Genomic DNA, 20,120 nt, shown 5'->3' on the forward strand with positions numbered 1-20,120 from the left:
ACCCAAAACACAAAAAGTCAGACGCTTGATAGATATCCTATCCTTGCGTCTGACTTTTTTATTTTTTCGCCGCTGCATATAAAAGACTGCGACAGATTATCCCCAAAACACCACGCACTATCCCCACCTAATTTTTTCTGGCACAATAAAGTGCTATCGACTTTTATAGCCTCCATGCTACAAGCAGCGCATCTCTATGCTGCATACAGGCTTACAGCACATAAGTCTGACATTTATTTTTTACACTAATTCGCTCAATTTATTGGACAACTCATGATACGTACAATATGGTTTTATTTTTCATTCCTGCTTACGACATTATATGTCTGCATTGTAATGCCTATAGCTGCTGCTATAGATAACACCGGAAAAATGGTTCGTTACTTTGGACTGTTCTGGTGCAGAGCCGCCCGCTTTTGCGCACAAATTGAGTTGATTACTGATACCGACACTATTCCGACTGATAGGCCAGTTATTTTTGCCGCTAACCACCAGAGCCAGTTTGATATTCCACTTGCTACCGTTGCCCTGCAAAAAGCACTTCCAGCTTTTATGGCCAAAAAAAGCCTGCAAAGCCTGCCGTTAATTGGACGCTGTTTCAGGTTATTCGGTAATATTTCTGTAGATCGCAGTAACAGACGCGCTGCTATGAAATCTTTGGAAGATGCTGCGGCAACTATCCGAAATGGCCGTTCCGTCATTATTTTTCCTGAAGGCACTCGTCAGGAACGGCTTGATGAACTCGGAGAATTCAAAACCGGAGCAATCATGCTGGCACTGAAAGCTGGAGTACCGATTGTTCCTGTCATTATTGAAGGCAGCGGCGACATATTGCCGAAAGGACGCATTACGCTCACACGACGTAAAAAAGTCTACATTAAAGCGCTTTCACCTATCGCAACAGCCGACTATACGGTTAAGCAACGAAATGAATTCAGCGACATGCTCAAAGAGATCATGAATAAAGAATACATGGAGATGCGTGCATGCCACAAAAACCAAGCATAACGCTCACACCGCTGGGAGGCATGGGTGAAATCGGCATGAACTGTACAATGTGGTCCACTGAAACCACAACAGTCATTGTCGATTGCGGTCTCATGTTCCCACATGACTACCATCTCGGTGTTGATGTCATCATTCCGCAATTTGAGCATATCCTTAAGCAGAAAGAGAAAGTAAAAGGAATTGTCCTTACTCACGGGCACGAAGACCATATTGGTGCTCTTCCGTGGCTAATCCGCTGGCTAAGTGTTCCTATTTATGGCTCCAAATTTACGCTTGCGCTAGTAGAAAGCAAATTACGCGAAGCAGACCTTCTCCACCGCACTAAGCTTATTCCCGTTGCTCCAAGAGAACGTATTGAGCTTGGTGATATGGCATTCAACTTTTTCCCGGTCTGTCACTCCATTATCGAGGGGTACGGTTTAGGCGTAGAAACACCGGCTGGCAACATCGTCCATACTGGTGACTTCAAGCTCGACAGAACTCCTTTGGACAACCATCGCACTGACCTTGACGGTTTTTATAATTTTTCAAAAGACGGTGTGGAATTGCTCTTGTCCGACTCAACCAACATTGAACGGGAAGGCTATTCATTAAGCGAGCGCGACATTAAGAGCGCCTTTGAAGATCTCTTTGCCAACGCTAAAGGGCGTATCATCGTCCCCCTTTTCTCCAGCCATATCCAGCGCATCCAGCAGGTTCTCGACATCTCGGCACGTTATGGTCGAAAGATCGCAGTTTCCGGCCGCAGCCTCGTCAAAAATATTGAAATTGCTAACGAACTTGGTTTCTTACGCATCCGTACCCCACTCTATATGGACACAAGGGAAATGCCGGAACTGCCAGATGAGGAAACAGTTCTGCTTCTTACCGGTTCACAGGGCGAACCACTTTCCGCTCTATCCCGCATTGCACGCGGCGAACATAAGCACCTTGCCATTCAGGAAGGTGACACCGTTGTTATGTCTTCCCGCGTTATTCCCGGTAATACCCTTGCCATCACACGCATGATCAACGACATGTACCGCATGGGGGCAGAAGTTTTCTATGAAAGCTTCCGAAACATCCACGCATCAGGGCATGCCTATCGCGATGAATTACGAGAGATGCTGGACACCGTTTCACCGAAACATTTCATACCGGTGCATGGAGAATATCGGCATCTTGTAAAACATTGCCGCCTTGCCCAACAGTGTGGAGTGGAAGAGGAAAATACCTTTATCCTTGAAGACGGACAGCCGGTAACATTATGCGAGGGCAAAATCACACGCGAACCAGAGCTTGAACTGGAAGAAGTTCTTGTGGATGGAAAAGGCGTAGGTGACGTTGGACTCAGCATTCTCAAGGAACGCCAAATCCTCGGTGGTGAAGGAATGGTTGTCGTATTCATGGTACTGGACGAGCAAATATGGGAAATATTGCACGGCCCGACAATTGTCTCCAAAGGGTTTGTCTTTGAACCACATTTTGACCATGTTCTTGAGGATGCGAAGTGCATTGTCCTTGAGCTCTTCGAGAATATCGGCCCCGAAGATATTGAGCTTCTGCAGGACAGAATCCGCTCTGGACTAAGAAGATTTTTCCGGAAAGTTCTGGAACGAGATCCTGTCGTGGTTCCTGTTATTACAATGGTATAAAAGAAGCGCCCTAAACTTTAGGGCGCTTTTTTTTATTCTTCAATCACCTGAGTTTCTGCCTGTAATGTGACTTTTGGCGTGCGAATCGCAATAGTCATAAACGTTATCCAAGAGGCGAGCAAACTTAGCTGACTCACGACTGTCGAGGTCAGTGGAGAAATCGTACCAGCAAACATTGTCACATTGCACAACAACGGAACAAGAGTTGGCAGCACAACAAGCATCACGCCCAATATCATTGGATCTACGCCAGCGAGTTCACTAATATTCTTTGACCACTGCCAAATAGCAAATATGTATACGCAGTACGATGCAAGAGCCAGCAGCACACAAAACAAGACTGCACCAGACAGTGAAAACAAAGCATCAACCCCGTTTCCTACAAGCATCAATAATCCCATTGTGACACCTGATGCCGTAAATAATACAATACCAAGTACAAAGGCTAGCAAGAGAGACAGTGCTAAAAGACGGAGTGACCCCTTACCGACCTTAAATGCTACAAAAAAATTCCAAAAAGGAATTATCCAATGATACCAAGACGGAGAGATACCTTTACGTACTGCCAATATCCAACAAGGAGCTACGTAAAGCATGGTAAACATCCAACACACAATTAATACAATCATTTTAACTTCCTTACTTACAAGACCGTACAGCCTATTCAATGTTACAAAAAATCTCCATTTGCACATAATCAAAAGTGCTAATTAGAAAAGGGTGATAGCCCCTTGAACACAAAACAGTGCCTAGCTCTTTTCCTTCGGAATTCTCTACAAAAACATTAGAATTTCTTCTTAAGATACAAAGCAACATAACCAAAAGCCCCTGTACCATGTTCAGTACAGAGGCCTTCTCTTTTATTTTTCTGCCTGTTCTTTTATCTGCTGCAACATTATCTTTCGAATCCAACCACTGAACGGCTTAGTAAGCAGCCAGTATGAATGAAACATTATCTTCGAAATATTACCAAGTAATGCGACACGAGTTTCAGTACTCAGGCGAGTAGTCATTGCATCAATGGATTCACACTTAAAGTTCCATCCAATGCGAAGTTTAGCACGTTCAGGGTTTCCAATAAACTGCTCCAGACTTTCCACCGGAACCAGCTTATTTGTCACCATCATTCCCAACACTGTTTCGTCAAGAGCGTCTTCTGCCAGTTGACTGAACATACCACTTTCAACCAGTCCCTGCAGGCTAAGCTTGCTAGTCGGTATTCCCCGCAACCGAAACAGTGTGACAATAATTTTTGAAGAGCCAAAATCAACATTTTTTATTGCTTCAAAAACAGCATTTTGAGATTTATTAATGACAATTTCATGATACTCGACTGCATCGTACTCAGGCAAAATTGCATTCAGCAAACTCATGCGATGTTACTCCTCAGTAAATGTCTTCTCGGTATCACGCAGTTCTACACGTGGAGTACGGATGGCAACAATCATGAAAAAAATCCATGAAAGTAAATACAAAGCGTTATCGATAACTCCGTTGTATTTTGAAAAAGCTTCTTGAGTAAGAGTAAACGCAACAAGAGTTGCCGCAATCATAACTTGAAGCACAAGCAAGACGAGGGGTAACAGGTGCCTGTGCACACCCGCAAGAATACCGATATTCATCAACCAACGGTACAAAACAAAGAGGGATATTCCTGTACCAACAATAATGAGACTTCGTCCGCCCCACAAAAAAGCTGGTGAATTTTCATTTGCTATTAGCATGGCAGTACCCGCCGTAAACAAAACTATAATAAGCAACAAAAGCCTGTTGGAACCATGCCCAAGTTTGTATGCCGTATAAAAGTTCCATACGGGAATCACCCAGTTCCACCAGCGCGCTGCTATGTTTCTTCGTTTAGCTATTATCCAGCAGGGAAGCACCTTCCAGATAGAATATACTGTCACCTCCGCACACCAGATCAGGATCATAACAGCAGCTCCGGATGCACCCATATTCGGCATACCATCTCCTCATATCAAGCTTTCTTTGCAGCACAGTACCAGTGCAATCTGTGTATCTACATTCAACTCACACTACAGATAGCAATTCCAACCGATAAGCTCAGCCTGCCGTTTCACTATTTTGAGCATCCGCTTACGAATCATTGAACTGAACGGCTTAAGAACAAGCCAGTAGGTTTTAAATATCCTGCGGGTGACTTTTGACAAACACAAGATTCTGGTTTCAGTTGTAACTTTAGTTAGTCCCGGACTTATCTCGGACAGACTGAAATTCAGCGCAACTTTTACTTTTGTGGATAATGAATGCGCTAAAAACTCCTTTGCATCAGCAATTGGTACAACATGATTGGTTGCCAAAAAGCCAATGAGGTGCTCCATAGGATAGTTTTCAGCAAGGCGCGAAAGGCCTATATCGTCAATAAGCCCTTGCAGATTCATTCGCCGAGTCGGCAACCCCCGTAGTTTAAACAACGCGACAATGAGTGTAGACTTGGAAAGATCAACATTCTTTGTAACCTCATAAACTTCCTCAATGGGGCTGTTCACTACTATTTCATGGTATTCGCTGAATGTGTATTCAGGTAAGTACCTGTCAATCAAAGCCGTCTCTGACATAGTGGTCTCCTAAGAGCTGGCAAAGCATGCCATCAGCATCAGTTTTATGGTACAGAGAAAAACTGAAGCGATAATAATTGGATAAACTGCGCAATCGTACATAAAAAGAAGATAATTTAACACTTTTTTTGTGACAACATTCCAATTTTATTAAGCAATAGTCACAAACACAGTGTACATCGACATTTGGGCGTCGCATTCATACTATATGACAACAAAGTTCGGTAAGGCACATAGATTACAACAGGAGTGTATGATGAAAATAGTTCGCGTTCAGTACCAATACAAAACATTCTACGCTGCATTGGAAGACGGTCTGTTACGATGTCTCACTCCACAGATTGGAATTACTGAACGTTTTGCGCTGGAAGATGCTCTGCTGTTGCCACTGGTCACTCCATCCAAGGTTGTCTGTGTCGGGCTGAACTACAAAGGACACGCTGCAGAACTGGGCATGCCGCTTCCTGAAGAACCCATGTTTTTCCTTAAACCCCCATCGAGCATCATCAACACTGGGCAACCTATCTATCTTCCACCTCAATCTGATCGCGTTGACTATGAAGCTGAACTTGCGATCATAATTGGGCGTGAAGCACGTTTTCTTTCCCCACAGGCTGTCCCTGACTATATTTTCGGGTATACATGTGCCAATGACGTGACAGCACGTGATTTACAGAAAAGCGACGGAATGTTTGGAAGATGCAAAGGATTTGATACGTTTTTGCCTATCGGCCCATGGCTTGAAACAAATATCCCTGATCCATCCAATCTTTCGGTGAAATTGTATAAAAACGAACAACTCGTGCAGCAGGGGCATACCTCTGATATGCTCTTCAGCCCGCTGGAACTTGTGGCGGACATCTCCCATGTCATGACCCTGCTCCCGGGGGATGTTATTTTAACCGGCACACCGCATGGGATCGGCCCCATTCAGGAAGGCGATGAACTTCAGGTTGAGATCGACGGCATAGGGACACTCATAAACCCAGTTAAAAATTTTACAAAACACAAAGACTCTACAGGACTTCCTGTCCAATAGTTTCTGCGCTACAATACAAAATTGGCAGAACACGAATCATACATAAAAAATGCGAATGAACCGCAAGAAAGCTTGCCAAACTCATTTATTCGCAGTATGTATCCCTGCCTTTTAATACAAAGCACACTCCGACGCATCTTCCCTGGGTGCCTTTAGAACGCGTAAGATTCTTCAGGTGGAGGGACTTGGCTCGGTGTGGAAGAAAAACCCATTGAAGGAGATTACAATGGCTTACGTAACTATGAAACAAATGCTGGAGACCGGTGTTCACTTTGGTCACCAGACTCGTCGCTGGAACCCAAAAATGCGTCCATTCATCTTTGGTGCTCGTAACGGCATCCATATCATGGACCTCCAGCAGACTGTAAAACTGTACCGTCGTGCTCACGACAAGGTAGTAGAAACTGTTGCCAACGGTGGCAAAGTTATCTTCATCGGTACCAAGCGTCAGGCTCACGAAGCTGTGAAAACTGAAGCTTCCCGTGCTGATCAGTACTACGTAACCAACCGCTGGATGGGTGGTACTCTTACCAACTTCCAGACTATCCGTAAGTCTATCGACCGCCTCAAAAAACTCGAAGTTATGTTCGAAGACGGCACCGTAAACCGCTACCAGAAGAAAGAAATTCTGAGCCTCCGTCGCGAAATGGACAAACTCGAAGCAACTCTTGGTGGTATCAAGAATATGGAACGCCTGCCACAGCTCGCGTTCATTGTTGACCCTAAGCGTGAAGACATCGCAGTTAAAGAGTGCCGCAAACTTGGTATTCCAATCGTTGCTGTAACTGACTCCAACTGCGACCCTGACGTAATTGACTACATCATCCCAGGTAACGACGACGCTATTCGCGCTATCAAGCTTTTCGTATCTCACATTGCTGACGCATGTGCTGAAGGCGGCGCTATGGCTAAAGACGGCAAAGATGCTGAAGCTGAGATGGTTAAAGCTGCTGAAGCTGAAGAAGCTGCGGCTGCAGCTGAATAATTCATTCAGAGGGAGAATAGATCATGGCTACTATTACCGCTGCGATGGTTAAAAGCCTGCGCGAAAAAACCGGCGCTGGCATGATGGACTGCAAAAAAGCACTCGTAGAAAACAACGCAGATGAAGCTGCAGCACTTGACTGGCTCCGCCAGAAAGGTCTGTCCAAAGCTGCTAAAAAAGCAGGTCGTGCTACTTCTGAAGGCCTCGTTGGCTGCGTAGTTGAAGGCAACCGTGCTGCGATTGCTGAATTTAAATGCGAAACTGACTTCGTTGCTCGTAACGAAAAGTTCCAGGAAATCGCTGCTAACTTCGCTGCAGACGTTCTTGCTAACGGTGCTGAAGATTTCGCTACCCGTGTTGAAGCTGACGTTAAAGAAGCTATCGCTACCCTCGGTGAAAACATGTCTGCTGGCCGTGCACATCGCATGGAACTTTCCGGCGAAGGCGTTATCGGCTCTTACATTCACTCTAACGGCAAAATCGGTGTTCTCGTAGAGATCATCGGTTCTGACGATGCTGACATGGCTAAAGGCGTTGCAATGCAGATTGCTGCAACCAACCCGGTAGCTATCGACGAGTCCGGCGTTCCTGCTGACCTCGTTGAGCGTGAGCGAGAAGTACAGCGTCAGAAAACCCTCGAAGAGGGCAAGCCTGAGAACATCGTAGACAAAATCGTTGACGGCCGTATGGCTAAATTCTTCAAGGAAATCACCCTTGTTAACCAGCCTTACATCCGCGATGACAAAATGACTATCAAAGACCTTCTCAAAGGCGCGACAATTGCCTCTTTCGCTCGTTTCGAGCTTGGCGAAGACAACGCAAAAGAAGAAGACGCTGAATAGTAGCTACGGTTATCTACCAGCTTATAAGGGGGGAGAGTTTTCTCTCCCCCTTTTTTACGCGTAGCCATCCATATTTTACGTTTTCAAAGAAGAAAACCGGCTTTTTCCCCTACCACTAGGCTGCTATTGTGTGTATATTGACGCGAGCAAGAAACATAAAAAGGTTACACCGTGAACATTCCTTTCAATAAGCCATGTCATAATAGCAATACGTTCAAGTACATCTGCGATGCATTTGAACGTAACCAAACCGCTGGTGACGGCGCCTATACAAAACTGTGTAACACATGGATTGAAGAGCAGTTTTCCGTAGCTCAGTCTCTTCTTACCCACTCCTGTACCGCAGCACTCGAAATGGGTGCTCTTCTTTTTTCTGTGAAACAAGGGGACGAGGTTATTATGCCTTCCTTCACCTTTGTTTCCACAGCCAACGCGTTTGTTCTACGCGGGGCAACACCTGTCTTTGTCGACATCAGACCGGACACGTACAACCTCGACGAAACACTCATTGAAGAAGCCATCACTCCGCGCACAAAAGCTATTGTTCCTGTTCACTACGCTGGTGTAGGCTGTGAAATGGATACTATCTGCGAAATAGCAGCGAAGCATGATCTTAAAATTTTAGAAGATGCAGCGCAGGGATTTGGTTCCACATACAAGGGGAAAGCACTCGGCTCTATCGGTGACCTCGGCGCACTCAGTTTTCACGAGACAAAAAACATCATGTCCGGCGAAGGCGGTGCATTACTCATCAATGACACATCCTACTGCGAACATGCAGAGATTATTCGTGAAAAGGGCACCAATCGCAGCAAATTTTTCCGTGGACAAGTTGATAAGTACACATGGGTCGATGTGGGCTCAAGCTATCTGCCAAGTGATATTCTGGCTGCTTGCCTCTACTCCCTTCTCGAAAATGCATCGCCTATCAATGCGCGCCGAATGGAAATCTGGAACAAATACGACAACGTCTTGCGCCCATTCGAAAAGCAATGCGGCATCCAATGCCCGACCATTCCAGAACATTGCACACATAATGCGCATATGTACCAGATTCTTCTGCCGAACCTCGAGTTGCGTACAGAGTTCATCAACCACCTGAAGCAGCACGGCATCACTGCCCCATTCCACTACGTACCGCTCCACTCTGCACCAGCAGGAAATAAATACGGTCGTACTCATGGTTCGCTGGATGTTACAGACAAGGTTTCTGAAACGTTGGTTCGCCTGCCTATGTTCTATGATTTAACAGACGACAGCGCCAATCAGGTACTTGAAGTAGCATCTGACTTTTTAGAAAAACTGTAGCCGTCCGCTGCAAAAAAGACACGCCTGCAGATACAGAGAAGATTATGGCAACAACCACAGGCTTGATATTAACATACAACGGTGAACACACGCTTGAGCAGTGCATCAACTCGCTCAGTTTCTGTGACACTGTTCTTGTTATCGACTCTTTCTCAACAGACAACACTGTTTCGATTGCCGAACGTCTTGGTGCAACCGTTATTCAAAACGCCTGGAACGGGCCTGCTGCACAGTTTGAATTTGCATTTGACCAAATTACAACCGACTGGGTGGTAAGTCTTGATCAGGATGAGGTGTGCACCACCTCTTTAAAAGAAAAAATTATTGCAGCCATAGATAGCGCACCGCAAGATATTGCCGGTTACTACACCAAGCGTAAAAGCTGGTACTACAACCGCTTTATGAAACATTCCGGCTGGTATCCTGACTGGTTGCTTCGCGTTTTCAAACCGGAGAAACTTGATGTTAAGGTAAGCGGCGCACACTACTCCTTTCACCCGAAAGGAAAGACGACTAACTTGGATGCCGAAATTTTGCATTATCCGTACATGAGCTTTTCCCAGCATCTGCAAAAGATTGACTCTTACGCGCAGCAAGGGGCAGACGACCTTCGCGCCAAGGGAAAGAAAGGGGGACTGGGCAAAGGCATCTCCCACGGAACAATGCGCTTTATTAAACTTTATTTCATCAAACTCGGTTTTCTTGACGGTAAGGCCGGGTTTATTAATGCAGTGCACGGAGCATTTTATGCTTTCCTCAAGTACGTTCGCGTTACAGAAGGAAACTGGGGTGCTCCTTTTGATGCAGACAATTAAAACACTGCCCTACAGTGTTGTTATTCTTTTATAACTGAAAAGAGGATACTTATGAGCGAATTACGCTTTAAACGCGTGCTTATTAAACTGAGCGGCGAAGCTCTTGCCGGTGATGGTAAATTCGGCATTGACCCTGACACAGTTGCAGGAGTCTGCGCTGAAATTGCAGAGCTTGCTGATATGGGACTTCAAATTGCCCTCGTAATCGGCGGCGGTAACATCTTCCGCGGTATTTCTTCTTCCGCAAAAGGCATGGATCGTTCCTCTGCTGACTACATGGGCATGATGGCTACCGTTATGAACGCGGTTGCTGTTCAGGACCATCTCGAAAAACACGGCCACCCTACTCGTGTTCTCTCTGCTATTACCATGCAGGAAGTTTGCGAACCGTACATCAGACGCCGTGCAGAACGCCATTTGGAAAAAGGCCGGATCGTTATTTGTGCTGCCGGTACCGGCAACCCGTTTTTTACTACCGATACTGCTGCTGCGCTGCGGGGTATGGAGTTAAAATGTCAGGCTATCATTAAAGCTACCAAAGTAGACGGTGTTTATGATAAAGATCCTGTAACAAATGATGATGCGGTTATGTTTAAGTCCCTCAGTTTTATCGAGGTACTTCAGAAAAACCTGCGAGTAATGGATTCTACTGCCATTTCGCTGTGCATGGAAAACAATGTGCCAATTTTGGTTTGTAACCTGTTCAAGGGTGACGTTCGTAAAGTTATCCTTGGTGAAGATGTTGGTACAATCGTACACGGAGGCTAATCATGGATGATATTCTTCTTGATGCCGAAGAAAGAATGGAAAAAGCGTTAACGGCTCTGGATCGCGAATTCAGCCGCTTACGCACCGGTCGCGCGCACGCTAGCCTTGTAGACCACATTGTTGTGGACTACTATGGCGCACCAACTCCGATTGGACAGCTTGCATCTGTTGCTGTTCCGGAAAGCCGCACCATTACAATTCAGCCTTGGGACAAAGGTGCTTTTCCTCTCGTTGAAAAAGCTATCCTTAACTCAGACCTCGGCCTCACCCCAATGAACGACGGAAAACTCATCCGCATCTCTATTCCGATGCTGACTGAAGAGCGTCGTCGTGAACTTGTTAAACTTGCGAAAAAGAGCGTTGAAGACGCTAAGATTGCTATCCGTAACGTTCGTCGTGATGCTAACGAACAGATGAAAAAGCTTGAAAAAGCAAAAGACATTTCTGAAGACGATTGTCACCGTGGTCAGGATGATGTTCAGAAACTTACTGACTCATTCGTTGCCAAGGCAGACGTAAAAGGAAATGAAAAAGAAGCAGAGATTATGGAAATTTAATTTCCCGCTGCTTCGGCTGAATATCAGTCATAAAAGGTCGGATGCTCCATCCGGCCTTTTTTTGTTATGCTCTTATCAACTGCGTAGATTCGATTTCTTGACGGGTGACAGGCTTTCCTTTTATAACTCAACGTTTGTTTTATTACTCAACCGCATGCTGAGGTATGTTTTGGCAAATTCACAAGTACTGGACTGGAATACCCCTGAGACTCTCCCTGTCCATGTTTCATTCATTATGGATGGCAACGGACGCTGGGCAAAGCAGCGGGGTGAAGAACGCACGGCAGGACACCGTGCCGGATCTGAAACAGTACAGCGAGTTGTACGGGAATCTCGTAAGCTCGGGATTAAACATGTGACTCTGTACACATTCTCACGTGAAAACTGGGCACGTCCTAAAAAGGAAGTTACCTTCCTTTTTGAGCTCCTTGTCAGTTTTTTAAAAAAAGAACTTCCGGCTCTTATGGAACAGGACATCAAGCTCAACATTTTCGGTGAAATCAGTGAATTACCGCTTGCTGCACGAACGGCATTGCAGCATGCTCTTAAAAAAACCGAAAAGAATACCTCTATGACACTTAATCTTGCCTTAAACTATTCAGGTAGAGACGAGATTATCCGTGCTGCCAAACAACTGGTAGCTGACGAACTCGCGGTTGATGATGTAACAGAAGAAAATTTTGCCGCAAGACTTTACTCTTCCGGCATTCCTGACCCAGACCTGATGATCCGCACAAGTGGGGAAGTCCGCCTCTCAAATTTCATGCTGTTCCAGCATGCTTACAGCGAAATGTATTTCACCGAAACCTTATGGCCGGATTTCTCAATTGAGGAATTCCACGACGTGCTCAAGGCATATGCCGCACGGGAACGCCGTTTCGGAAAGACCGGAGACCAGCTAAACAATGACTAATTCTCACAGACAGCGTTGGATGACAGCGCTCATTGCCCTCCCTGTACTCATAGCCATTCTTGTTATCGGTGACTGGGCCCTGCTTGCAGGCATACTCGCAGCCAGCGCAGTGGGACAATACGAATTCTACACTATGTTCTGGCCCCGCAACGAAAAGATGACCCTCAAACTGCTCGGTTGTCTTATGGGGATTGCAATTCTGATTGCTTCCTATCTTAATCTGCCAGGTGCTGTAGTCGGTTTTATTGCGCTCACCTTTTGGATCAGTAACTTTGCCTTTCTTGGTAAATACGGCATCAGCATGCGTGACGATGCCGACTTTACGCAGGCGCAAATCATTACAGGCGGCGTATTGTACCTGCCTTTGCTCCTGCAGGCAGCACTCAGTTTTGAGCGCGTAGAACTTATTCTTGTTCTTTTTGCTGCTTTTGCCTCAGACATCGGTGGATTTTATGCCGGTCGATTCTTTGGCAAAAACAAAATATGGCCTCGAGTCAGTCCTAAAAAAACAGTTGAAGGCTCTCTTGGTGGGATGCTTGGCTGCTGTCTTATTTGTATCGGGCTTGGACTGACATTCGGAACAGCTCCATGGTATGCTTACCTTCTGCTTGGCGTACTCCTAAACTGTGCGTCTCAGCTTGGGGACTTTTTTGAATCTGCACTAAAAAGAACAGTAGGCGTAAAAGATTCCGGAACAATACTTCCGGGGCATGGCGGCGTGCTTGACCGTATTGATTCTATTCTTCTGGTGTTGCCAACCTACTGGTTTGCACAAAGCATTTACCCATTTTTTTAACCGGACGGGAATGACTTATGGGTGACTCACATAAGCACCATTCACTAGATCTTGAACATCTTGATGACCATCTGGAGCGAGTTACTGGAATTATTGGTGACTACATCAAAAGTATTTCTGATGAGCCAGTAGTTACACGTATTCCAATGGAAGATATCAAAGATTCGTTGTTCGAAGAAATGCCGATGGAAGGCTCTTCTCCGGATGACGTTTTGGATCAGGTTGAAAAATCGTTTAAACCTGCCTGTACACGTATCGGCCATCCCCGCTTTCTTGCATGGATCACAACAAGCCCTTCACCGGCAGGAACCATCGGAGAGCTGCTCAGTGTAGGCTTTAATCAGGCACCACTGTTATACAAAGGCAGCCCTCCGGCCACCATTTTGGAAAAAGTTGTTCTCAGCTGGTTTGCTGAAATGTTCGGCTACTCCGACACATGGGGCGGAACGCTGGTTTCCGGTGGCACGGTTGCCAACCTCATGGGTATGACTGTCGGCCGCCACACCCACGCGCCGGAAGTTGCAGATAAAGGGATGCAGTGTCTTGATAAGCCCCTTACAGTCTATGTTTCCGATCAGGGCCACATGTCTGTATACCGCTCCGCCATGTTGCTGGGCATCGGGCACAACAATGTTCGCAGTGTCCCGACAGACGAAAACTGTCGCATGATTCCAGAAGAATTGCGCCGCATGGTTGAAGCCGACAAAATGGCCGGTATGCAGCCGTACAGTGTTGTTGCACAAGCTGGCGCGGTATCAACCGGCTCCATTGACCCGCTCAACGAGCTTGCAGACATCTGTGAAGAGATGAACCTGTGGCTGCATGTAGACGCATCTTATGGCGGCGCTGCCATGATTTCTGAAAAGCTTCGTCCGCTTCTTGAAGGAATCGATCGAGCAGACTCCATTGCTGTTGATCCACACAAATGGTTCTTTATTCCTCTTGAATGCGGCATTACACTTTTTAAAAACAAGCAGCAGCAGAAAGACACCTTTATTGCCAAGGCTGTATATCTTGGGCAGGAAACAGACTGGGATTTGAAAAACACCAATTTCCAGCTGTCCCGACAAGGGCGTGCTCTCAAACTCTGGTTTGCCTTTAAAACCTATGGTGTTAAACGTCTGGCTGAAATTGTGGAACGTAACCATAAACAAGCTAAACTGTTCTACAAGCTCACAACTGATTCTCCAAACTGGGAGACAGTGTGTGATGTTGAGCTGTCCATGGCCTGTGCCCGCTACATTCCCGATAACTGTTGCTCTTGGTCTGAGACAGAACTGGACAACCTTCAGGTTGCAATACTGAGCAAACTCGAAAAAAGCGGTCTCGGTTTTATGACTCCTGCCCGTATTTGCGGCAAGGGGGTCATTCGTTTGTGCGTTGCTAACCATCGCACCACAGATGACGATATCACGCTGCTATTCAACTTTATGACCGAGACTGGCGCAAAGCTCGCCGCACAGCGCTCCTAGGACACTTTGTGATCAAATACATCTCATCCATGCCTGACAGGGCATACGCTGAAACCTTCCCACGCTCAATTGTCATTTTGGGTTCTACCGGCTCTATCGGCACAAGCGCTCTCAAAGTACTTGATGAGCAACCGGAAAAATTTTCCGTCATTGGGTTGGCAGGTGCCCGTAATGTTGCTCTGCTTGCCCAGCAAGCTGTACAATGGCGTCCAGCGTATCTTGCGGTTCTCACAGAAGATGCAGCCAATGAACTCCGTGCAGCTCTTCCTGCTGATTATTCACCAGAAATTCTTGTTGGCGGCGATGGGTATGCACAGATGGCGCAACTCGACGAAGCCTCAACGGTTCTGTCTGCACAAGTTGGCGCAGCAGGCCTCCGGGCAACATTTGCCGCTGCTGAAGCAGGCAAAGTTATTGCTTTGGCAAACAAAGAATCGTTAGTCTTAGCTGGCGATCTTATCCGCGAAGTCTGCCAACGCACAGGCGCTGTTCTTCTGCCAGTAGATTCAGAACACAATGCCATATTTCAAGCACTTTCAGGACATGATGAGTCCGAAGTCCGACGCATTATCTTAACGGCTTCAGGTGGCCCGTTTCGCGGAAAAGGCCGAGGATTCTTATCCACAGTCACCAGCAAGGAAGCTCTTGCCCATCCCAACTGGTCTATGGGGCCTAAAATCAGCATAGATTCTGCCACACTCATGAACAAAGGGCTTGAGGTTATTGAAGCCTACCACCTTTACGGTGTTCCTCTGGACACCATTGAAGTTGTAGTGCACCCTCAATCTATTATTCATTCACTTGTCGAATACAACGACGGCTCACAAATTGCCCATATGGGACCACCAGACATGCGTATAGCCATTGGCTATTGCATCGGCTGGCCGAAAATAATGAAGACAGGCGTTGCGCCGCTTGATTTAATTTCCTGCGGTGACTTGACCTTTGAAAAACCTGATATACTTTCTTTTCCGTGTCTAGAATTGGCGCGTGAAGCATTACGGGGTGGAAAAGGACTTGGTGTTGTTCTTAACGCAGCAAATGAGATTGCTGTGGAGCTTTTCTTGAAAGACAACATACAGTTCCTGCAAATTCCAGAGCTTATTCAAAAAGCTATGGAAGCACACGACATGGTCACCCCGGCTTCCATTGAAGACATCATTGCGCTGGATAGTGCAACGCGCAAGCGCTCTCTTGAATGGGCAAGCGCGCTGTAACCGGCACGATTAACTCACGGAGTATCCAAGCAATATGCTAAGCAGTGCAATAGCAATTATCCTCGTTCTAGGCGGACTTATTTTCTTCCATGAGCTCGGGCACTTCAGTGTTGCTCGTGCATTCGGTGTTGGCATCCGCACATTTTCTTTAGGGTTCGGCCCTGCTCTTTATAAGTTCAAGCGCGGAAGAACAGAATACAAACTCTCTGCCATTCCTCTTGGCGGATACGTCTCCATGGTCGGCGAAAGCCCGGATGACGACATAAACTCCCCTGAAAACCAAGAATTTACAGAAGCAGACAGTTTTGTAAGACGTAAACCATGGCAGCGCATATGTATTGTTGCAGCCGGTCCAGTCGCGAACCTGTTGCTTGCTTTTTTGATTTATTGGGCGCTTTTTTTTGCTAATGGCCAATTTCAGCTTCTTCCAGAAGTTGGAAATATTCGCCCAGACAGCCCTGCAGCAGTTGCGGGGATCCAAAAAGGTGACTCAATAACATCAATTAGTGGTGTGCAAATTCACTATTGGGAAGATATTTCCAAAAACATTGCTAAAAGTCAGGGAAAAGAGCTCAACATTGTTGTGCAACGTGACGGTAAAAATATGGCATTCAACGTAACGCCGTCATTACTTTCCCGTAAAAACATTTTTGGTGAAGACGAAAAAACATACCTCATTGGTATTCAGGCTGCTGGTAAAACAGAAAAGATCGAGCTTGGACTTGTAGGCTCTGCTCCTGCAGCCCTTGAACAGACTTGGGATATGACTGTCCTGACTGTTGAAGGCTTTATTAAGCTTATAGAACGGGTAATCCCAGCTGAAACAGTGGGTGGCCCTATTATGATCGCTCAGCTTGTCAGCCAGCAGGCAGAACAGGGTATTGTTGCTGTTCTTGCTCTCGCTGCCCTTATCAGTATCAACCTTGGCGTGCTGAACCTGCTTCCGATTCCTGTGTTAGACGGCGGTCATCTGGTCATGCTGATCTATGAAATGGTTGTGGGCAAACCTGTTCCTGCTAAAGTAATGGACTACTCAATACGCGTCGGCATTTTCTTACTGTTAACACTCATGGTATGGGCTACATTCAACGATGTCCGCAGACTCTAAAATAACACTCGTTTTCAATAGCGCTGAAGCCCGCTTACAAATAGTTTGCGGGCAAAAAGAACAGCTTCTTTTTACAAAAGAAATCTTCTCCCCACGCCAAGGCATGCAAGTTTTACTGCCAGCTCTTATGGAAGGGCTAAAAACAATGTCACTTTCTTTGGAGAATATCGGAAAAATCGCTTGCGTGCGAGGCCCCGGCTCTTTTACTGGGCTTAGACTTGTTCTTGCAACGGCTCTTGGGCTTGCCCGTTCACATGGATATCCCATGGCAGGCATGGATTATCTTCCAGCACTTGCTATGGATGTTTGTGCAACCACAAGTAAAGAAGTGTGGGTCATCACCCATGCACGGCGTGGACAAGTTCATTTTCAAGCATTTAAAGAGTGCTCGACCGACGGCTTACCAATTCCTGTGACAGAGCCATCTGCTGGAAGCATTGAATCTCTCGCGGCAATGATTGCAGAACGCAAAACTGAGACAATCCTGCTCGGAACCGGAGTTCAAAAAAACTTTGAATATTTTGAAACTGAAATTCCACAAGCAATTTTGTTAGATGAACGCTTCTCACACCCGAAGCCTGAGACGTTACTCGGTATTGCGTCACTGCTTGAATACACAGATGCTCCTGTTGAGCCGCTATATCTTCGTCCATGTGACGCGGAAGAAAACCTCGACTATATTGTGTCTATGAAAGGAATTGATCCAGAAGAGGCACGCCAGCGGCTCTCAGACCTGACATCAAGCCTGCCTGGTAATAGCATTACGTCCTAACATTATCTGTTATAGCATACATATCACAGGCGGAGTATTCTTTACTTCGCCTGTTTTTACATATCAAACTCTCCCCCATCAGAAACTTCCTGTTGCAGCTCGATTAAATGCCATTAAAATCATACTTCTTTATAGACTCTTAACAATCTTCTTCTAAAGGCATTCTGCGCAATGCCGATATGTCCTTTAACAAGGTTTAGAGGCGAATAAATGCTCAGCCTTGGCACTTGCTTTGCTTTATCTATTGGGGGAATAGTGTGAGCAGGAAATTTTTGCCGACTCATGGCATTAATATACCTGTCGCAAAACACATAAAACTTACCTTCCCGCAATTACTGTAAATAATTTGTCAGAAGTTTATGAGGAGCACCCAATGAAAACGGCCGCAAACGCCTATTTCTCCACTCAGGTTTCCACCATGTCGCAAGGTCAGCTATTGATCATGCTCTACGAGGGCTGCATCAAGTTCTTAAATCAGGCCAAAACCAGTATTGAAGAAAATGATGTTGCAAAAAAAGGGATGCTTATTACCCGTGCTATGGATATCATTAATGAGCTTGATGGTAGCCTTAACATGCAAGCTGGTGGTGAAATAGCTCAAAACCTCCATGACCTTTACTACTTCTGTAATACTAGATTATTGAAAGCGAACCTTCTCATGGACCCAGCTCTTATTGATGAAGTTATCAAAATTATCGATGGGGTTCGCGAAGGTTATGCCCACATCGTGAATACTCCCGAAGCTATTGAGGCTATGAAAAATAACAAATCTGTGCCGAGTACTCAGACAACTGCACATGCGAATTCCGCTGTATTCAACCAGCAACAAGCTCAGCCGGCATCACAGCCAGCACGTCGTACTGGTGCAGCTATGTACCAAAAAATGGCTGGCTCGTAGCCTGTTATCATTTTTTGCTTTATACAAAGCCTAAAAAAAAGACCACTTACATCAAAGTGGTCTTTTTTTTAGAGGAAAATTTACGTACATTTTATCAAAAAAATACGACATTCTACTCTTTTTAGCTACAAGCAGTACACTCTCGTGTACTAAAAAAGCGCAGTGTGATGGTACACACTACGCTTTGTATTCACTCAACTAAAATGCAGCATTTTCTTGAGAGTTATTTAGCTGCTCCATGGCTGCCCACTGCCCTGCCCATTGCTGAACAGGTTTTTTCATGCACCGCGCAATTGCAGTTGTCACTACCCACATCGGGTCAGACGGCAATCTGCTTTCTGCTTTGAAGAGCAGGAAATCGCGAGTTCTATCTTTATCCATGTAGGCAAACTGCTTCATAGACCAGATCAGTCCACCGTTTCTTGTGTCATAAATATTCAGTGTCACACCCAGTCTTGCACCAGTCACACTGCCACCATCATAAAAATCGGTAAGCGTACCGGTAACTGCGAATAATGCTCCACGCTCACGTGCAATCTTAACCGCGTATTCTGGAGTGTATGATGTTGTCATTTCTCTGAATTCAAGCACGGTGAACGGTGCTTCACGCAACCACTCCTGCCAGAACCCTTTGGCAATTGCTGTGCCTGTTTCAAGCGGGTCGCGTACGGTCACAGTTGGAAGAAATGGGAAAAATACTGCTGTCGGTGCAGCATTCGGTGTTGTTGCCGGATGTACTGAAACACGCAGTTCGCCGCTGCGTACCCATTCATCCCAAATAATTTCACTGTTCCACAACATGGCAGGATTGATTCCTGAAGGAACAGGCTCGATAGAGGTCTGGACAGTCGGCGTTGAACAACCGCCTAAGGTGAGCATCGCAACGCACAACATAACCAGTAAAGAAAAAGATACTATGTGTTTCATAACAACCCTTACTCTCGATGTCAGAAAAATGGCATTTATTTACGTATACTGTGAATATGCAAAAAAAATGCCTGAGAGAGAACGCTGCTCATTCGCAACCGCCTCTTCAGGCATATCAATCTACTTTTATTGACAAAAAAACTATTGGATAACATCCGTAGGCACAGGCGTTGCCTGCATTGTATTCAATAAATGCCGTTTTGAATCCACAAGAGAATCATGCAGTTCCAACCGACGCTGAACAGAAAGCCTGCGAAATTCGGCTCGCCCTGTCAATTCTATAAGCTGTCCAGTTTCAGACTGAATACGTTTTATCCGGTCAATGGGCGTCACTTCATCTGTGGCAAACATTTCAGCAACCTGCGCCAGTTCCCGCAACTCAGCGGCTAGCACACGGATGGCTTCCGGTGATACTTTTTCTTTGTATCGAATACTGTCAGTAAGACGGCGAAATGCGCTTGCCAGCCATGAAAACATGCCCG

The 20,120-nt window shown here is 45.9% G+C and carries 22 protein-coding genes; 16 read left to right on the forward strand and 6 right to left on the reverse strand.

The annotated features are described in order from the left end of the window. Window positions 1–273 precede the first annotated feature (273 nt). On the forward strand, window positions 274–1,008 hold the full coding sequence (locus SP90_RS02595; RefSeq protein WP_066852257.1) for a lysophospholipid acyltransferase family protein: 735 nt from the start codon (window positions 274–276) through the stop codon (window positions 1,006–1,008). After that, on the forward strand, window positions 987–2,642 hold the full coding sequence (locus SP90_RS02600; protein ID WP_066852259.1) for a ribonuclease J: 1,656 nt from the start codon (window positions 987–989) through the stop codon (window positions 2,640–2,642). Before SP90_RS02595 ends, SP90_RS02600 begins: the two co-directional genes overlap by 22 nt. A 32-nt stretch (window positions 2,643–2,674) precedes the next feature. On the opposite strand, the gene SP90_RS02605 is transcribed toward SP90_RS02600, so the two are convergent. From SP90_RS02605 to SP90_RS02620, 4 genes are all read right to left on the reverse strand, one after another. Further along, a complete protein-coding gene (locus SP90_RS02605) occupies window positions 2,675–3,271 on the reverse strand; it encodes a hypothetical protein (RefSeq protein WP_066852261.1) in 597 nt (198 codons plus the stop codon). A 231-nt stretch (window positions 3,272–3,502) separates the two neighbouring features. Beyond that, window positions 3,503–4,015: a hypothetical protein gene (locus SP90_RS02610; protein ID WP_066852263.1), complete on the reverse strand. Its 513-nt coding sequence runs from the start codon at window positions 4,013–4,015 to the stop codon at window positions 3,503–3,505. A gap of 6 nt (window positions 4,016–4,021) precedes the next feature. After that, window positions 4,022–4,606, reverse strand: coding sequence for a hypothetical protein (locus tag SP90_RS02615; RefSeq protein WP_066852266.1), 585 nt, complete (start codon window positions 4,604–4,606; stop codon window positions 4,022–4,024). A gap of 72 nt (window positions 4,607–4,678) precedes the next feature. Beyond that, window positions 4,679–5,221, reverse strand: coding sequence for a hypothetical protein (locus SP90_RS02620; RefSeq protein ID WP_066852268.1), 543 nt, complete (start codon window positions 5,219–5,221; stop codon window positions 4,679–4,681). Between the two features lie 256 nt (window positions 5,222–5,477). On the opposite strand from SP90_RS02620, the gene SP90_RS02625 reads away from it, so the two are divergent. The 14 genes from SP90_RS02625 to fliS all read left to right on the forward strand — a co-directional run bounded on the left by SP90_RS02625 (window position 5,478) and on the right by fliS (window position 18,711). Next, complete coding sequence (locus tag SP90_RS02625) at window positions 5,478–6,260, forward strand: fumarylacetoacetate hydrolase family protein (protein WP_066852272.1); 783 nt, start codon at window positions 5,478–5,480, stop codon at window positions 6,258–6,260. 226 nt (window positions 6,261–6,486) lie between these two features. Further along, on the forward strand, window positions 6,487–7,245 hold the full coding sequence (gene rpsB, locus SP90_RS02630) for a 30S ribosomal protein S2 (RefSeq protein ID WP_066852274.1): 759 nt from the start codon (window positions 6,487–6,489) through the stop codon (window positions 7,243–7,245). A 23-nt stretch (window positions 7,246–7,268) separates the two neighbouring features. Then, window positions 7,269–8,087, forward strand: coding sequence for a translation elongation factor Ts (gene tsf / locus SP90_RS02635; RefSeq protein ID WP_066852276.1), 819 nt, complete (start codon window positions 7,269–7,271; stop codon window positions 8,085–8,087). A 171-nt stretch (window positions 8,088–8,258) separates the two neighbouring features. Then, the gene (rffA, locus tag SP90_RS02640; RefSeq protein ID WP_066852279.1) at window positions 8,259–9,395 is read left to right on the forward strand and encodes a dTDP-4-amino-4,6-dideoxygalactose transaminase; all 1,137 of its coding nucleotides are present in this window, start codon (window positions 8,259–8,261) and stop codon (window positions 9,393–9,395) included. A 44-nt stretch (window positions 9,396–9,439) separates the two neighbouring features. Further along, window positions 9,440–10,210, forward strand: coding sequence for a glycosyltransferase family 2 protein (locus SP90_RS02645; protein WP_066852281.1), 771 nt, complete (start codon window positions 9,440–9,442; stop codon window positions 10,208–10,210). A 51-nt stretch (window positions 10,211–10,261) separates the two neighbouring features. Further along, window positions 10,262–10,978 (forward strand): UMP kinase, encoded by a 717-nt coding sequence (gene pyrH, locus SP90_RS02650; protein ID WP_066852284.1) that lies wholly within the window; start codon window positions 10,262–10,264, stop codon window positions 10,976–10,978. 2 nt (window positions 10,979–10,980) lie between these two features. Continuing rightward, complete coding sequence (frr, locus tag SP90_RS02655; protein ID WP_066852286.1) at window positions 10,981–11,535, forward strand: ribosome recycling factor; 555 nt, start codon at window positions 10,981–10,983, stop codon at window positions 11,533–11,535. Window positions 11,536–11,689: 154 nt separating this feature from the next. After that, window positions 11,690–12,448 carry an isoprenyl transferase gene (locus SP90_RS02660; protein ID WP_066852453.1) on the forward strand — a complete coding sequence of 253 codons (759 nt, stop codon included), beginning with the start codon at window positions 11,690–11,692 and terminating at the stop codon, window positions 12,446–12,448. Continuing rightward, window positions 12,441–13,244 carry a phosphatidate cytidylyltransferase gene (locus SP90_RS02665; RefSeq protein ID WP_066852288.1) on the forward strand — a complete coding sequence of 268 codons (804 nt, stop codon included), beginning with the start codon at window positions 12,441–12,443 and terminating at the stop codon, window positions 13,242–13,244. Before SP90_RS02660 ends, SP90_RS02665 begins: the two co-directional genes overlap by 8 nt. Window positions 13,245–13,261: 17 nt before the next feature. Next, window positions 13,262–14,716, forward strand: a complete 1,455-nt coding sequence (locus tag SP90_RS02670) for a pyridoxal phosphate-dependent decarboxylase family protein (RefSeq protein ID WP_066852290.1) — start codon at window positions 13,262–13,264, stop codon at window positions 14,714–14,716. Between the two features lie 8 nt (window positions 14,717–14,724). After that, window positions 14,725–15,933 (forward strand): 1-deoxy-D-xylulose-5-phosphate reductoisomerase, encoded by a 1,209-nt coding sequence (dxr, locus tag SP90_RS02675; RefSeq protein ID WP_066852292.1) that lies wholly within the window; start codon window positions 14,725–14,727, stop codon window positions 15,931–15,933. A gap of 34 nt (window positions 15,934–15,967) precedes the next feature. Next, entirely contained in the window at window positions 15,968–17,041 is a 1,074-nt protein-coding gene (rseP, locus tag SP90_RS02680; RefSeq protein ID WP_066852294.1) for an RIP metalloprotease RseP, read from the forward strand. After that, complete coding sequence (gene tsaB / locus SP90_RS02685) at window positions 17,025–17,813, forward strand: tRNA (adenosine(37)-N6)-threonylcarbamoyltransferase complex dimerization subunit type 1 TsaB (protein ID WP_066852296.1); 789 nt, start codon at window positions 17,025–17,027, stop codon at window positions 17,811–17,813. The genes rseP and tsaB overlap by 17 nt, the downstream gene beginning before the upstream one ends. Before the next feature lie 373 nt (window positions 17,814–18,186). Then, a complete protein-coding gene (fliS, locus tag SP90_RS02690) occupies window positions 18,187–18,711 on the forward strand; it encodes a flagellar export chaperone FliS (protein WP_066852298.1) in 525 nt (174 codons plus the stop codon). A gap of 198 nt (window positions 18,712–18,909) precedes the next feature. Here the strand turns inward: fliS and SP90_RS02695 are convergent, their stop codons facing one another. Both SP90_RS02695 and SP90_RS02700 read right to left on the reverse strand, forming a co-directional pair. Further along, window positions 18,910–19,638 carry a hypothetical protein gene (locus SP90_RS02695; RefSeq protein ID WP_066852299.1) on the reverse strand — a complete coding sequence of 243 codons (729 nt, stop codon included), beginning with the start codon at window positions 19,636–19,638 and terminating at the stop codon, window positions 18,910–18,912. Window positions 19,639–19,779: 141 nt separating this feature from the next. Further along, window positions 19,780–20,115, reverse strand: a complete 336-nt coding sequence (locus SP90_RS02700; RefSeq protein WP_066852300.1) for a hypothetical protein — start codon at window positions 20,113–20,115, stop codon at window positions 19,780–19,782. Between the last annotated feature and the right edge of the window lie 5 nt (window positions 20,116–20,120).

It is taken from the genome of Halodesulfovibrio spirochaetisodalis (assembly GCF_001672295.1).
GTDB classification, from domain to species: Bacteria; Desulfobacterota; Desulfovibrionia; order Desulfovibrionales; family Desulfovibrionaceae; genus Halodesulfovibrio; species Halodesulfovibrio spirochaetisodalis.